This is a genomic window from Enterococcus sp. AZ079, from assembly GCF_050547255.1.
Classification (GTDB): Bacteria; Bacillota; Bacilli; order Lactobacillales; family Enterococcaceae; genus Enterococcus_D; species Enterococcus_D casseliflavus.
Genome location: NZ_CP172955.1, coordinates 87,977 through 101,833, shown reverse-complemented (window position 1 = coordinate 101,833; position 13,857 = coordinate 87,977). Strand labels below are relative to the sequence as shown.

At 42.9% G+C, this 13,857-nt stretch carries 12 protein-coding genes and 1 pseudogene; 6 read left to right on the top strand and 7 right to left on the bottom strand.

What is annotated here, in order from left to right; all coding sequences use genetic code 11:
- Positions 1–302 precede the first annotated feature (302 nt).
- From IGJ15_RS00480 to IGJ15_RS00470, 3 genes are all read left to right on the top strand, one after another.
- Entirely contained in the window at positions 303–1,304 is a 1,002-nt protein-coding gene (locus IGJ15_RS00480; RefSeq protein WP_010748949.1) for a bile acid:sodium symporter family protein, read from the top strand.
- Complete coding sequence (locus tag IGJ15_RS00475) at positions 1,240–2,340, top strand: iron-containing alcohol dehydrogenase family protein (RefSeq protein ID WP_231434800.1); 1,101 nt, start codon at positions 1,240–1,242, stop codon at positions 2,338–2,340. Before IGJ15_RS00480 ends, IGJ15_RS00475 begins: the two co-directional genes overlap by 65 nt.
- Positions 2,341–2,625: 285 nt before the next feature.
- A complete protein-coding gene (locus IGJ15_RS00470; protein ID WP_010748947.1) occupies positions 2,626–3,375 on the top strand; it encodes a SagB/ThcOx family dehydrogenase in 750 nt (249 codons plus the stop codon).
- Positions 3,376–3,517: 142 nt separating this feature from the next.
- Here the strand turns inward: IGJ15_RS00470 and IGJ15_RS00465 are convergent, their stop codons facing one another.
- Positions 3,518–3,955 carry a MerR family transcriptional regulator gene (locus tag IGJ15_RS00465; protein ID WP_005230594.1) on the bottom strand — a complete coding sequence of 146 codons (438 nt, stop codon included), beginning with the start codon at positions 3,953–3,955 and terminating at the stop codon, positions 3,518–3,520.
- A gap of 165 nt (positions 3,956–4,120) precedes the next feature.
- Here IGJ15_RS00465 and IGJ15_RS00460 point away from each other — a divergent pair.
- Positions 4,121–4,862 (top strand): annotated as a pseudogene (locus IGJ15_RS00460) (SDR family oxidoreductase).
- Between the two features lie 366 nt (positions 4,863–5,228).
- The gene (locus tag IGJ15_RS00455) at positions 5,229–5,435 is read left to right on the top strand and encodes a hypothetical protein (RefSeq protein WP_008380254.1); all 207 of its coding nucleotides are present in this window, start codon (positions 5,229–5,231) and stop codon (positions 5,433–5,435) included.
- An 86-nt stretch (positions 5,436–5,521) separates the two neighbouring features.
- On the opposite strand, the gene IGJ15_RS00450 is transcribed toward IGJ15_RS00455, so the two are convergent.
- From IGJ15_RS00450 to IGJ15_RS00440, 3 genes are read right to left on the bottom strand one after another with little or no spacing between them, the layout of a single operon-like run.
- Positions 5,522–6,988 carry a glycoside hydrolase family 1 protein gene (locus IGJ15_RS00450; RefSeq protein WP_010748945.1) on the bottom strand — a complete coding sequence of 489 codons (1,467 nt, stop codon included), beginning with the start codon at positions 6,986–6,988 and terminating at the stop codon, positions 5,522–5,524.
- Positions 6,989–7,006: 18 nt separating this feature from the next.
- On the bottom strand, positions 7,007–8,875 hold the full coding sequence (locus IGJ15_RS00445; protein ID WP_010748944.1) for a beta-glucoside-specific PTS transporter subunit IIABC: 1,869 nt from the start codon (positions 8,873–8,875) through the stop codon (positions 7,007–7,009).
- 5 nt (positions 8,876–8,880) lie between these two features.
- Positions 8,881–9,723: a PRD domain-containing protein gene (locus IGJ15_RS00440; protein WP_010748943.1), complete on the bottom strand. Its 843-nt coding sequence runs from the start codon at positions 9,721–9,723 to the stop codon at positions 8,881–8,883.
- 327 nt (positions 9,724–10,050) lie between these two features.
- Here IGJ15_RS00440 and IGJ15_RS00435 point away from each other — a divergent pair, with 327 nt between their 5' ends.
- Complete coding sequence (locus IGJ15_RS00435; protein ID WP_010748508.1) at positions 10,051–11,238, top strand: IS110 family transposase; 1,188 nt, start codon at positions 10,051–10,053, stop codon at positions 11,236–11,238.
- 410 nt (positions 11,239–11,648) lie between these two features.
- On the opposite strand, the gene IGJ15_RS00430 is transcribed toward IGJ15_RS00435, so the two are convergent.
- The 3 genes from IGJ15_RS00430 to IGJ15_RS00420 are packed head-to-tail and all read right to left on the bottom strand — an operon-like array spanning position 11,649 to position 13,856.
- Positions 11,649–11,909 (bottom strand): metal-sensitive transcriptional regulator, encoded by a 261-nt coding sequence (locus IGJ15_RS00430; protein WP_005230585.1) that lies wholly within the window; start codon positions 11,907–11,909, stop codon positions 11,649–11,651.
- The gene (locus IGJ15_RS00425; RefSeq protein ID WP_010748942.1) at positions 11,906–12,205 is read right to left on the bottom strand and encodes a rhodanese-like domain-containing protein; all 300 of its coding nucleotides are present in this window, start codon (positions 12,203–12,205) and stop codon (positions 11,906–11,908) included. The genes IGJ15_RS00430 and IGJ15_RS00425 overlap by 4 nt, the downstream gene beginning before the upstream one ends.
- Complete coding sequence (locus IGJ15_RS00420) at positions 12,198–13,856, bottom strand: FAD-dependent oxidoreductase (RefSeq protein WP_034696253.1); 1,659 nt, start codon at positions 13,854–13,856, stop codon at positions 12,198–12,200. Before IGJ15_RS00420 ends, IGJ15_RS00425 begins: the two co-directional genes overlap by 8 nt.
- Between the last annotated feature and the right edge of the window lies 1 nt (position 13,857).

The following is a 13,857-nucleotide window of genomic DNA, read 5'->3' as shown; positions in this document are numbered from 1 at the left end:
TGTTAGCAAACGAATTATTTTATTATTATAGTCGGGACTGTTTGATTTTATACATTCAAAGAGTCCCTATTCACATTGCATCCAAAAAGAAGAACAGCTTCTTGAGATGGAGTGTTTTTTTATACCCATTTTCAAGAAAGCGGCCTTTTGCAAGCTGACGCCTTGATGTCAGATAGATCCAAAACGCTCGTTGACCAACTGCTGCCGATTCCCCGCGGTTATGCACTGCACTTATTCTAAAGACCCCTTCTGTTTGGACACTTGATTGGTCAAGCAGAAAAAAGGAAGGATGATTTTTTATTATGAAAACCGTCAACACGATCGCTGCTTTTGTAAACAAGTATTTGATCTACATCATGATTTTATTGATGATCGTCTCTTATTTTTTCCCGCAACCCTTCTTATGGATTCCGCCTCGTACAACGATTCTTTTGAGCATCATCATGTTTTGTATGGGGATGACTCTAAACGTTGCTGCGTTTAAAATGGTCGTCTTACAGCCCAAAGCATTCATCTTAGGGGTGCTTTTCCAGTTCACCATCAGCCCTTTGGTGGCTTACGGCTTAGCGCAGCTGTTTGGTCTTTCTTCCGGTTTGATCATCGGTTTTGTCTTACTAGGCTGCGTTTCTGGCGGAACCGCCAGCAATGTCATGACCTTCATCGGCAAAGGCGATGTCGCCCTCACCGTTTCCATGACCACGGTATCGACCTTGTTAGCGACCGTCGTTACACCCTTTTTGGTTTATGTCTTGGCTGGTCAGTACACCGAGATCTCCTTCTGGGAAATGCTCTTGTCTGTCTTGCAGATGGTGCTTTTGCCGATCATTTTAGGGGTGATCGTCCACAAACTCATTGCCAAGCACATCGAGCGATTTCTGCAATCATTTGTGTTGATTTCTTCCGTCAGTATCTTATTGATCGTTGCAGGAACTGTCGCTCGCAACGGCGCCGTCATCGTCCAATCTGGCTTGATCGTGATTTTCTTAGTCTTGCTCCATAACTTGATCGGCTACGGCGCAGGCTATGGTCTGAGCCGTGTGATGGGCGTCAGTGCCACCCAAGCCAAATCCATCATGTTTCAATTAGGAATGAAAAATACTGGCCTAGCGATCTCGTTAGCCAATGCCCACTTTGCCGCCATTGCTGCAGCCGTTACCCCTGCCGCAGTCGGCATGGTGATCCATCAAATTACCGGACCAATTTTAGCCAATCTCGTGGCCAAGAAAGAAGGAGAAAAGTATGAGTCAAAGTATCTTTTTGCCAAACTACACAATCGGGGCGGACGCCTACGAAAAAGTAAATGACATCGTAAAACCATACGGCACCAATGCCGTGATCATCGGCGGAAAAACCGCCCTTGAAAAAGCCGAAGACAAGATCAAAGCCGCTTTAACGTCAGCAGTCCAAGTGACGGATACCTTGTGGTACGGCGGCAACTCGACCTATGAAAACGTCGATCAGCTGTTAGCTACTCCAAGTGTCCAAGCCGCCGATGTTCTATTCGCCGTTGGTGGCGGCCGCGTTTGCGATACCGTCAAAGTGGTTGGGGAAAAAGCTGGCAAACCAGTCTTCACCTTCCCAACGATCGGCTCCAACTGCTCACCAGTCACCGCGGTTTGTGTCATCTATAAAGAAAACGGCGAGATGCAAGGGTTGTTTTTCCCTTCGCAACCGCCGTCCCATGCCTTTATCGACAGTGAGATCATCGCCCAAGCCCCCGACAAGTACTTATGGGCAGGAATCGGCGATGCCCTCTCCAAAGAGATCGAATCGACATTTTCAGCGCGGGGCGATCAGCTAGATTACACCGATGGGTTAGGCATCCAAATCGGCAAAATGTGTACGGAACGCTTATTGCAATACGGCACACAAGCCTTGAAAGACAGTGCCGCCAATCAGCCGTCTTATGCCATTGAGCAAGTCGTCTTGGATATCATCGTGACCACCGGCTTAGTTTCCGTCTTAGTCATCAATGATTACAACTCCGCCCTTGCCCATTCCTTTTACTACGGAACGACCGTTTTGGAAAAAATGGAAGACTATTTACACGGCGCATCCGTTAGTTACGGCGTTTTGGCCTTGTTGCAGCTCGATCAGCAAGATGCCCTCTTCCAGCGCATCTACGCCTTTATGAAGGAAAACAAACTGCCGGTTTGCCTAGCGGATATGGGCATTAACGACACCAGCGACCTTGAGGCAATCTTAGACAAAGCAATGACCACCAATGACATCGTCCACGTCCCTTATGAGATCACGCGAGAAATGTTTAAACAGGCAATCCTAGACGTGGAAGCCTATCATGCCAAACAAAGCCAAGCAGCATTGGCAGCTGCCAATTAAATGAAACCCTCCAGCAACGAATTGCTGGAGGGTTTTTGTATGCTCTTTTATCTCTTACGTTTGATTGCAATCGGTTTTGATTTCATTAAAAAGATTCATAGCAAGTTAATACGATACTACTCATTATCTAAGTCTTTAGAAAATATTAAAAAGCACAATCAGTCTATGATACGACTGAAAGACTGCGTAACTCACTGTCATTTACTTGTGAATAAAAGCGCATGAAAAAGCAATCCTTGTTATACTTATAAATAACACGAAGTCCTTAGAAAAGGAGGAACCCTCATGACCCGTTACAAACGATTTCGCTTTGTTCATTTAGGCGCTCTTTTGGTGTTGGGCTTACTCCTCACTGGCTGCAGTGCGGATACGGCACCAATTGAAGAACAACCGACTACCAACACCGCCACTTCTTCTGAACCAGCAGTTTCCTATGAAACCTTTCCATTGCCGCAACCAATCTTAGACGGGGAAACCAGTGTGGCGGAAGCTCTCTTCGAGCGGCGCTCGCAACGGGATTTTCTAGACACTGAGCTAACACAAGAACAGCTGGCACAGCTTTTATGGGCCGCTGCCGGTGTCACTACAGAAGATGGTCGCCGGACAGCGCCTTCGGCTGGTGCCTTGTATCCCTTAGACCTCTATGTCGTGGTCACACAGGTAACGGGGCTTGAGCCAGGGCTTTATCTGTATCAACCAGAGCAGCATACCTTAGCAAAAGTTCTTGCCGGCGATTTTCGGACCGCACTGGCGGAAGGTTCGTTGGACCAGCAAGCGATCCAACGGGCACCTGCCACATTGCTTTATACAGTGGTTTATGAACGACTGATCGAGCGCTATGGGGACCGAGGAATCGAACGCTATGCCTATATCGAAGTCGGTCATTCCGCCCAAAATGTCCTTTTACAAGCCCAAGCGTTAGGCTTAGGCGCTGTGCCGATCGGCGCCTTCACTGATCATGAACTCACAGAGCTGCTGCAGCTGCCAACGGAAAATGAACCCCGCTATTTGATTCCTGTAGGCGTTATTGAGTAACACTGCCGTCGAACGAAACCCAATTTTCATGGGACTGCCGAACTGCTATTAGAAAACCGCAACTGGCAAGGTTGATTTTCCCAGCAAAACTAGTACAATCGAAAAACCACCTGCAAAAACAGCAGGTGGTTTTTCGATGGGCTTATAGTTTGTATGCTCGGACTTCTTCTGGTATTTCTTCTAGCGGCAACTCTTTTACCACCGCTTCAGTGCCTGCTGCCATCGCTGTATCGTAGTACCAGCATTTGTATTTGATCGTATTCATGGTTTCTTGCAAGGCTGCCATTTGCTTTGTGACTTCTTCCAGACGTTCATGAAACAGCTGCTGCCGTTTCTGCAAAGACGCATCGCCTTCCTCGCCCCAATCCAAGAAATTCTTGATGTCTTTGATAGGCATACCAGTATTCTTCAAACAATCGATCACTTTGATCGTCGCTACTTCTTTTTCTGAAAACACCCGAATGCCGCCATTACTGCGGGCCAGCTTCGGAAACATCCCTTCTCGATCGTAATAACGCAGAGTCGAGATGGGGATATTAGTCGTTTGTGATACTTCGCCAATCGAGTAACTCACTTGCATCGTTCCTAAAAAAAATTTTGTTTATCGCTTGACCTAAACCTAACTTCAGGTTCTACAATTAAAATACACCGCAAGCACTGTACTGTCAATCACCTATCGTCTCACAGGTTCACCATTGGCAGTAGCAGGATTCGCTGAAAAAATCATTCATTGGAGGAAATACAAATGACAGAAATCAAAGAAAAAGTTATCGTAATTATGGGAGCATCTTCAGGAATTGGGGAAGCAACTGCCGTTAAACTAGCCGAGCAAGGGGGCAAAAGTAGTGATCGCTGCCCGCCGTGAAGAGCGCATCAAAGCACTGGCTGAAAAATTAGGAGAAAATGTCTTGTATCAAACAGCTGATGTCACCAATCGCGAACAAGTCCAACAAGTCATTGATTTAGCCATGACCTCCTTTGGTCGGATTGATGTCCTTTTCAATAATGCTGGCATCATGCCTCAAGGAAACTTGGCAGAGTTGAACTATGACAGCTGGCAAAAAATGCTGGATATCAATATCATGGGGGTATTGAACGGGATCGGCGCTGTGTTGCCCATCATGCAAAAACAGCAAGACGGTTTGATCATCGCCACTGACTCAGTTGCCGGACATGTCATTTACCCAGGTTCTGCCGTGTACAACGGGACAAAGTTTGCAGTTCGTGCAATCATGGAAGGCTTGCGACAAGAAGAACGTGAACATGGCATTCGCTCCACCATCGTCTCTCCAGGAATGGTCTCCACGGAATTGTTTGAAACCGTCGGCAATGCTCAACTAGAAGCAGCCTTGAAAGAAACCTCTCGCGTAGAAGGCAACAGCCTAACGCCAGAAGATGTAGCAAATGCAGTGGTTTATGCCATTCAACAGCCCAAACATGTGGCGATCAGCGAAGTCTTGCTGCGCCCAGCAAAACAAACCGTTTAAGCTATTTCTACTAATCTAAGAAACCTGCGACCGCTTCAAGCTGGTCGCAGGTTTTTTTGTCGTCAAATCCCACCGTTTTCTTGGAAAAATTACTTGATTTTCTTGTAACACCCGCTTGTCCAAAGAATGTAAACCAATGGTTGCTTTATGTAAACGACTAGGTTCTGTTGCTTCGGGGGAAATTTTTTTATACTTAGTACAAAGCTTCCGTATAAACCCGTTTGATCAGAAACAAACCGGACGTTTTCCTCATGAACGATGAATAGCCAAACAAGCGCGCAGCCCTACCTTCACCGTTGACTTGCAAGTACTGCCTTAGCTGTCCTCTTTTAGTACTTGCTTTTTATAAAAGAATGGAGTGTATATATGAATGTAAAACAGCTACTCGTCATTGCCGAGCAACGAAGAAACATTACGAATCAAAAATTGACCTATGCCGAAAATTTCTTGGCTGCCGGCTACTCTGCTGCCGAATTGCTGGCAGATGAAACCTTTCTTGAATTAGAGCGAAGGGAAACCCAACTGATTGCAGAACGCAACGCCATTTTTTACGAGGAAGTCAGCCACAATTAATCCCCCTGTCCAATTGTAGGCGACGAAAAAGCGAAGGCTCAGCAGCACCTTCGCTTTTTTCTGTAATTACTTTAGCTTGCGATTTTCTAATTAATTCCTTCCCCATTTGATTGAATCACTTTTTTATACCAATAAAAGGACTTTTTCTTATAGCGAGCCAACGAGCCAGTCCCATCGTCATGCTTGTCTACATAAATAAACCCGTAGCGTTTTGCCATTTGTCCAGTTCCTGCTGAAACAAGGTCGATGGGCCCCCAAGAAGTATAGCCGATAAGATCAACGCCATCTGCAATAGTATCAGCCATTGCCTTAATATGTCTTCGTAAATAGTCGATACGATAATCATCCTCGACTGTATATTCACCATTTTTTTCAATTAGGGTATCCATTGCACCTAACCCATTTTCGACCACCATCAAGGGAATTTCATAGCGCTCATAAATTTGATTTAACGCGATGCGTAATCCTAATGGATCAATTTCCCAGCCCCATTCACTCGCTGTAAGATGCGGATTTTTAACCCCATTGAAAAAATTCCCCGTTTGCTTTTCGGCTTGATTATTTACTTTAGTCACAGTGGAAGATTGGTAGTAAGAAAACGTATAGAAATCAACAGTGCCCTCTTTCAGTACTTCTAAATCTCCTGCTTCGATAGTAAGATCGATCCCTCTATCTTGCCAAAACTTTTTAGCAAAATATGGATAGCGCCCTTTCACTTGAACATCACCACAGTAAAAATTACTGATATTAGTCATCTCTTGTGCGAAGCGAATATCCTCTGGATGAGAAGACAACGGATAAATCATTCGATAGGCAATCATACAGCCCATTTGCAAATTTTTGTGTAGACTTTTTGCGTATTTAATGACTCGGGCACTTGCAACGAATTGGTGGTGGAGTGCCTGAAACCGTTGCTGACTGTTATCGATATTTTGAGTATTCAAAAAATCATCAATATCTTTTGGATACATTCCTCCACCTAAATACGTACCCACCCCTACATCCCTGGATAAAATATTGATTTCATTGAATGTTAGCCAATATTTCACATCATCTTGATAACGATCAATGACCGTCTTGGCGAATCTTTCATACGATTCAATCATTTCTCTGCTTTCCCAGCCATTGAACTGTTTTGTCATTTCTATCGGTGATTCATAATGAGACAATGAGACCATCGGTTCTATCTCGTACTTCTTTAATTCTGCGATCAGATCATCGTAAAACTTTAACCCTTCTTCATTTGGCACTTTCTCTAAACCGGTCGGAAAAATACGAGTCCATGCGATAGAAAAGCGATATAGCTTAAATCCCATTTCTGCAAATAAAGCAATATCCTCTTTGTATCGATGAAAATGATCAATCGCCTCATGACTTGGATAAAAAGCACCTTCTTCAATTTCTGTGGTGATTCGCCGAGGCGTGTTCATATCGCCTCCCAGAAGCAGATCACTGATTGACATTCCTTTGCCATCCGCTTGATATGCTCCTTCTAATTGATTGGCAGCTGTCGCCCCGCCCCAATAAAATCCATCTGGAAATTTTGCTTTCATTTTTTCCCCTTCTTTCTTCTAAATAATTGTTACTAATTTATTCGAGCAATCAATCAATTCATCGTGCTCTAAAAATACCGGTTCATTCTGATTGTTCATAAAAATCAAAACAGAAGTTGGATCATAGCCTTTAGACTTGATAAAATCAATATCAACACGGGCCAGCAAATCACCCGCCTTTACTCGCTGACCTTCCTCAATAAAAAGTTCAAATCCGTCTCCATCCAGTTTCACTGTATCTAATCCAATATGCAGTAACATTTCTAATCCATTATCATGTCGCAACCCGATGGCATGTTTTGTTGGAAAGACAGTTGTTATCGTGCCTTCAATCGGTGAATGGAATTCTCCTGACACAGGATCGATCGCTAGCCCTGGTCCCATTTGTTCGGTAGCAAAAACCTCGTCAGCTACTTCACTCAGCGGCAAAACGTTGCCGCGGACGAAGCCTTGAATCAATGCTTCTTCAGCCGCTGTCCGTTTTTCTGAAGCAATCGGTGAAGGTTTATCCAACGTTTTCATATCTTCTTCAGTACCCTCTTCAAAACCAAAAATGACTGTCAAAACAAACGATATCGAAAAAGCTAACGCCAATGTTATGGCTGCTTTTACAATATTAGAGGCATCCTCTCCGAAAAATACCGGCAAGGTCAAAAGTCCCGGCGATCCGAATGAATAGCGGACTAGTCCGCTGATCCCCGCATAAAAACCAGCAATTCCACCTGAAATCATCACATAAATCAGCGGTTTTTTCAGTTTCAAGTTAACCCCGTACAGTGCAGGTTCCGTGATACCAGACAGCGCCGTGATACCGCTGGAAAAAGCAATTTGTTTCATCTGTTTATCTTTGGTTTTAACAAATACCCCAAAGGCGGCCCCCGCTTGCGAAATGTTGCTTGCTAACATACCTGGTCCTTGGACGATCTCAAATCCTACGGTTGAAAAGGAGACTTGCGCAATCGGAGTCAAAGCCGTGTGCATACCAACCATTACTAATAAAGGCGTGAAGATGCCCATCAGTGTTGGAACGAGCCACGGAACAGTCACTCGCAGATAATCCACAACAAAGAATAATCCATCTCCAAAAATCGCGCCGATAGGTCCTAAGATCATCAGTGCTAGCGGAGCCATGATGATCACGATGAAAAGCGGCTTCAACATGGTTTTTAAAACACTCGGAATGATCTTTTCAGATAAACGATCAACATAACTCATAACCCAGACAATCAAGATGATGGGGATAACCGTTCCTGAATAAGCGGCTTCACGTATCGGAAGCCCAAACAGCTGCATAGAAACATCCGAGGCAACCAGACTCTGAAAAGTTGGATGTAATAAGACACCTGTGATCCCCAATGCTAAATAAAGATTGGTTTTGAATTGCCTTGCCGCACTAGCCGCAATTAAAAAAGGCAAAAAGTAAAAGGCAGCGTCTCCCATCATATTGATGATTTGATAATTTAAACTTTCTCTACTCAATCCCAAAAGGACCAGTAAAGCTAGAACCGCCCGGATTAAACCAAATCCGATCAATGCAGTAATGATTGGCGCCATTACACCAACAATGTTTTCGATGATTCGTTTCACAAGTCCGTTTTTAGATGTATCTGCAGCTTCATCACTGTTTTTTTCCGTGATTTTATACTGATTGATTACAGTCGAATAGTAATTGCCTACTTCTCCACCAATCACAAATTGTACTTCATCTCCGGTCAATTTGGTTCCTAATACTCCTGGAATTTCCTTCGCCTGTGCTTGATTGAATTGCGTGGTATCTTTTAACTGGAAGCGAAGGCGAGTTGCACAATGATAGACCGCGTTAATATTTTTCTCTCCACCGATCGATTGAATGATTTTGTCTACTGATTCTTTCTTTTTATCAACCATTTGGTTCACTCCTCATTTTGTGATAGTAATAGTCTATTAATATGAATGGCTAAATACGCAATTTCTTCTTCAGTGATTGGTTTCTCATAGATTTCTTCTAACGTCCGTTTTATTCGCTGACTATAGGCCATCGATTCTTGATATAGCGTAGAAACTGTCTTTATTAGAACTGCATCATTGTTTAACATCGTGTTCGTTAAATAGCGTTCTGCAAAAAATTTGGCATGTGTAACCAGACGCTCATAGTGCAGACTGTGGCTATCCAATTTTTTCTTCACCAACATTTGTACAGACTTTAAAATATTTGTCACGATTTTTGTAATTTGGATAGCATTAGCATGAATTGATGAGCGACTATTTCCGTTAATAATATGGAAAGTAATGTTCGCTGCTTCTTGTTCATTCAAAGAAACACCAAGTGCTTTTTCAATAATGGCAACACCTTTTTGAGCAGCCTGAAATTCTTCCGGGTAAAATCGTTTGAACTCCCAATACATTGAAGAAGTCATAATGACATTGTCTCTGATCCTCTCGACAGTAAAATAAATATGATCGGTTAGTGAAAAGAGTGTATTAGCAGATAACTCCGTATCTAGATATTTCTCCGCTTCTTGGATGACTTCATACGCTAGCTCGATATACTTTACAGGTACATTGTTCATAAACGTGATCAAGGACTCCATTCGATTATCTTCAATCGGAAGATAAAATTTAGAGATTTTCTCTTCCGAAATCAATTGACCCTTCTTTTGCTGATAACCGATACCTTTGCCAAAAGCAATAACATCTTTGTTGTCTTTCTCAACAATAATAACGTTCACATTCAAAACCTTCTTAATCAAATACATGTATTCTTCTCCTTCCTCCTTGTATATTAGAGTTAGGGTTTTAACCTTCCGGTTTTGATTGGATAACCCTATGAACCATCGTTATTTTAATTTGGTATTAACTCATTCATTTTGAGATAATATATTTATTGGATTGAGAGGCTATGCCGTTGCCTCCTTGAGTTTTGAAGCTCGTAATCGAAAGACTGGCACCTCTCTCTGATAAGTGGATTACGTATGAGTTAGATGTTGAAAGTTTTTGCTTTACTCCGTATCTCGTACAAGGTAGTGACGCTTTTCAGTTGAGCGGGTTTCAATCCAAAATATTTTTTTAGAAAGGTCAAATGTATGTACTTCTTAGGAATTGATATCGGCAAGCGAACTCACGTGGCTTCTTTAATGAGTGAAGAAGGTAAAGTGATCCTAAAAGGTTTTTCTTTCCCTAACACTACTGAAGGAGCTGATTCCCTGATTGAGCGGCTTTCAAAATATTCAGAGACTCCCGCTGACTTTATTGTCGGAATGGAAGCTACGGGTCATTATTGGCTCTCCATCTTTTCATACCTCCACGAATCAGACTTTTTGATTCACGTTGTGAATCCTCTTCAAACCGATGGCTGGCGCAAAGGAACAGAAATCAGAAAACGAAAAAATGATATTATTGATTCTGTTTTGATTGCTGACTTGATGCGTTATGGTTCCTTTGTAGAAACAGTATTGTCTGATGAAAATGTTTTTTCGTTAAAACAACTTTCACGTTACCGAACCTATTTAGTAGGTACCGCAAGCGACTTCAAACGAAAAATCATAGCTGTACTAGATCAAGTGTTTCCTGAATATGCATCAATTTTTTCTAAACAAGGTATTTTCGGAAAAGCGTCTAAAGAGTTATTGCTTGAGTTTAGTTCTCCTATAGAGCTAGAAGAAATTTCGGCAGAAACGTTGGCTCAATACTTAGCTGAGTTAAGCAGGAACCGAATAAAGCCAGAGAAAGCAGATCAATTGAAGCAAGCAGCTTCTAACTCCTTTGGAGTGAAATTTGCTCAAGAAGCTTTTACATTTCAATTACGCTCCATGATTGAACAATTGAAATTCATCGAAAGCCAAGTAAAAGAAACTGAAAAAGAAATTAAGCGCATAATGAGTAATTTAGACTCTGTTATTCTCACAATCCCTGGAATCGGCCCTATAAATGGCGCGACAATTCTTGGTGAAATTGGAGACATTCGCAAATTTTCTAATCCGAAAAAACTGGTTGCTTATGCTGGCATAGACGCGTCTGTGTCCCAATCTGGGCAATACGAAGCAACACATAATGTTATGAGCAAGCGTGGATCTCCATACTTACGAAAAGCCTTGTTTTCAGCTGCTCTAGTTGCTTCTCAATGTGATCCTGTTTTTCGCGCGTTTTATCAGAAAAAAATTTCTGAGGGAAAGCATCATCTGACGGCCTTAGGTGCTGTTTCTCGTAAGCTTTGTTATGTGATTCATGCTATTTTAACTAAAAATGAACCTTATAAGATTGTTTCCGATTAGCTATTGAACAATCAAAAAAATCTAATAGTGAAAGGTCTATTTGTTGTACTCATTTTTTGGACTTAACTGTTATAAAATATTTTTTTGATTTAGCTAATTTTCACTTGACTCTATATAGTTAGTCTTTCTAAGCGTAAAAAAAGGCATAATAAAATCAAATCTGCGAACCTTCGCAAAATTGATTTTATTATGCCTTGCCTGCCGTACAGTCACATACACATAAAAAAAATCATTATTTATTTCTTAAATTAATCATAGCACCCAAAAAAAGAAAACGCAATCATTTTTTTAATGTAGAAAAAACCGCAAAATAGGTATTTCCCTTCTTTTGCGGTCAGCTTCGAATCTTCAACTGGTTGACAAAAAACTCTTTCAAATGAAAAAACACGACAAACCTTTCAAAAATCCCGTTATTTCTTCACGATCAGCTGAACGGCTTGATCGATTTTCTGCTTTTGGGTTTCCGTGTCGCTGTCTGGATTTTCCAAACAATTTTTCAAATTTTCAGCGACAATGATCCCCATAATACGGTTAACACTGGAACTGACGGCGGACAATTGCGTGATTACATCGACGCATTCTTTCTCGTCTTCGATCATTTTTTGAATCCCCCGCAACTGGCCTTCGGTTCGTTTTAACCGATTCAAAATATCTTTGTTGCATGCGGTCATCGTTTGATTTCTCCTCTCCATGCTGACATGCCGCCGAGGACATTGGTCACTTGAAACCCTTGCTGACTCAAAAACTCAGATGCCATTTGCGAACGAGCCCCTGAATGACAGATGACATAGTAGTTTTTATCCTTCTCTAAGTCGCTGATTTGTTCTGTCAGCTCGCTCAACGGTAGGTTTTGTGCTGTTTTGATGTGTCCTTGTGCAAACTCATCGACTTCTCTGACATCAAGGATCTCAAGTGGTTCACGTTTTTCTTTTTGGGCAAATTCCTCCATAGATATTGCTTTAATCATGAATAATCATCTCCGGCTTAATAGTATTATACAACGAAAAGGCACCATCGAGGTTTTGACAATTGATGCCCGCTTGTTTTAAGATGCGTTCGGCAATGTAGCTTCTCAATCCGCTATGACACGTAACGACATACGAAACGCTTGGATCCAATTCAGACAACCGATCCCTCAATTCATCTAACGGAATGTGGAGCGCTTGTTGAAAACGTCCATTATTGGCTAATTCCATCTCTGAACGAACATCCAACAACTGCTTACCGTTTTCTAAGGCATCCGTCAATTCGTGCCACTGAATATTCTCACTGATTCCTTCCGCTAGATTGATCGCTGCATAGCCAAGCATATTCACTGGATCTTTGGCTGAGCCAAAAGGCGGTGCATAGGTGAATTCCAGTTCAGGCAAGTCAAAGATCGTTAAACCGCCTTTGATCACTGTTGCCAATATATCGATCCGTTTATCGACCCCTTTGGCACCGATGCCTTGCGCACCGTAGATTTTTCCATTATTCGCATCAAAAATCAGTTTCAAATAAATATCCGTCGCATCAGGATAATACCCTGCATGGTCTTTGCCTGAAAGATGAACCACCTGGGGATTTAGCCCTGCCAGTTTGGCGCTGCGCTCACTTAACCCTGTGGAAGCTGCTGCAAGATCGAATACGCGCACGATCGCCGTCCCGATACTGCCTTTGTTTTTGCGAGCCAGTCCACCCAACACATCGGCTACTTGCCGACCTTGGCGATTGGCTGGTGACGCCAGGGAGATCAGCGTATCTTCGTTGGTGATTTGTTGTTTCACAACGATGGCATCACCCACCGCGTAAATATCTTTCTTGCTGGTTTGGTATTGCTCATCTACTAGGATACCCCCCCGGTGTCCCAATTCAATACCAGCACGTTTCGCCAAATCCGTTTCTGGTTGGACACCAACCGAAAGAATCGTGACATCTGAAGCCAGGACCGTGCCATCTTCCAGAACGATTTCTTGCCCTGCTTTTTCAAAAGCGGTCGCTGACTGCGAGGTCAAAACTTTGACCCCTTGCTTGATCAATTCATTTTTGACATACGCAGCCATTTCTTCGTCCAAAGGTGGCAATACGTGGGGTGCTTTTTCTACGATCGTTACTTCGAGGCCTTTTTTATGTAAATTTTCAGCGACTTCTAACCCAATAAACCCAGCGCCAATGATCGTCGCTTTTTGAGGCTTTTTGTCTTCAAGATGCGCCATGATTTGGTCTAAGTCAGGAACATTGCGCAAAGAAAAGGCGTTGGTTGCTTCTTCTAGCCCTTTGATCGCTGGTACTAGCGGTTTTGCCCCCGGCGATAAAATCAACGCATCATAAGATTCCGTGAAGACGTGTTCGCCATGTTTGACCGTCACCGTTTTCTCCTCTGGCTGGATCGCCAGTACCTCATGAAAAGGTCGCACATCTAAGTTGAACCGTTTCTTTAATGCTTCAGGTGTTTGGACCAATAGGGCATCTCGCTCTTTGATCTCACCAGAAATTGCATACGGCAGCCCGCAATTCGCAAAAGAGACAAAAGGACCTTTTTCAAAAACAATGATCTCCGCTGCTTCTTTAAGCCGACGTAAGCGCGTGGCTGCCGACATTCCCCCTGCTACCCCACCGACAATAACTATTTTTTCCATC